We start from the raw sequence: 1,326 nt of genomic DNA on the forward strand, positions 1-1,326 counted from the left end.
CATATGTCACTATTAGCCTAAGAGGACTGTGTGGCAATAGTGTGACATCGAAAGCTCCTTTCTCTGCATTAAAGGAACCGCTGATCAATTCGTCCCTGAGCGGCTAAAGCACTCAGGGCGGCATATTCACCGCGTCAACGGTCACTTTCTGGCCACGGAAGGTGGCCTTTTTACCCTGGCAGCCGGGTTATCCAGCTGCCAGGCCAGATTCAAGACACACTGGCCCCGTCAGCATGTCCCTGGCATCGTCCAGCCAGCACCAAATTGCCGAGGGCGAACAGGGTGAACAGCTGCGCCTGGTTCCTGGCCAGCCCCTTGTAGCGAACCTTCCGGTAGCCGAAGAGGTTCTTGATGACATGAAACGGGTGCTCGACCTTGGCGCGGATAGCTCCACATGCCGGTGTAGCCCGCGTCGCCGTATACCCGCGGGTCATCGTCCCGGACCAAATGGCCCGCCATGGTGACATCGGCAACATTGGCCGACGTGGCGGCGACACTGTGGGTCAGTCCGGTGACCGCATCGACACCGATATGGGCCTTCATGCCGAAGTAATACTGCTTACCCTTCCGGGTCTGCTTCATCTCCGGATCGCGTTGCTTGGCCTTGTTCTTGGTGGAGGGGGCCGCCGCCACGATGGTGGCGTCGACGATGGTACCCTCGCGCATGAACAGGCCCTTCTCGGCCAGGTGGGCGTTGATTTCCTCGAAGATCCGCTGGGTCAGGGCATGCTGCTCCAGCAGGTGACGGAAGCGCAGCAGCGTGGTCGCATCCGGCACACTCTCGATGGCCAGATCGATACCGATGAAGTCACGCATGGCCTGGCTGTCGTAGATGGCATCCTCCAGCGCTTCATCGGCCAGGGCATACCACTGCTGCAGGAAGTAAATGCGCAGCATGCGCTCCAGGCCAATGGGTGGTCGGCCTCGCTTGCCCACTGACTTCGGGAAGTAGGACGGCGACAGTGCTGCGATCAGCCGTTGCCACGGCACCAGCTTCTCCATCCTGGCAAGAAACCGCTCGCGGCGGGTGACCTTCTTCTTGTTCTGGTGCTCAGCCTGGGCGAATGAGATCTGTTTCATCGGAGTGGCTCTGTCAGCGGGTGTTGGACGACAGGTCAGATTTTACCTCGTCGGTGGCTATGAGGCAGCTCCGACGGGATTTATGCAGCGTTTCCCTAGCAGGAGAATCGCAGTGCAGGAAACAGCACAGCAGGGGAAGTTTGCATGGTGGCGCGGTATCGCGCTGTGGAAGAAAATTCTGGCGGGCCTGGCGCTGGGTATCTTGGCCGGGGCGTTGCTGGGCGAGACGGCCAGCATCTTCAAGCC

The 1,326-nt window shown here is 59.9% G+C and carries 1 pseudogene; it reads right to left on the reverse strand.

What is annotated here, in order from left to right:
* Positions 1–209: 209 nt before the first annotated feature.
* Positions 210–1,080: pseudogene (locus tag INF29_RS14230) on the reverse strand (IS5 family transposase).
* Between the last annotated feature and the right edge of the window lie 246 nt (positions 1,081–1,326).

The organism is Anaerotignum lactatifermentans, assembly GCF_014982935.1.
GTDB classification, from domain to species: domain Bacteria; phylum Bacillota; class Clostridia; order Lachnospirales; family Anaerotignaceae; genus Anaerotignum; species Anaerotignum lactatifermentans.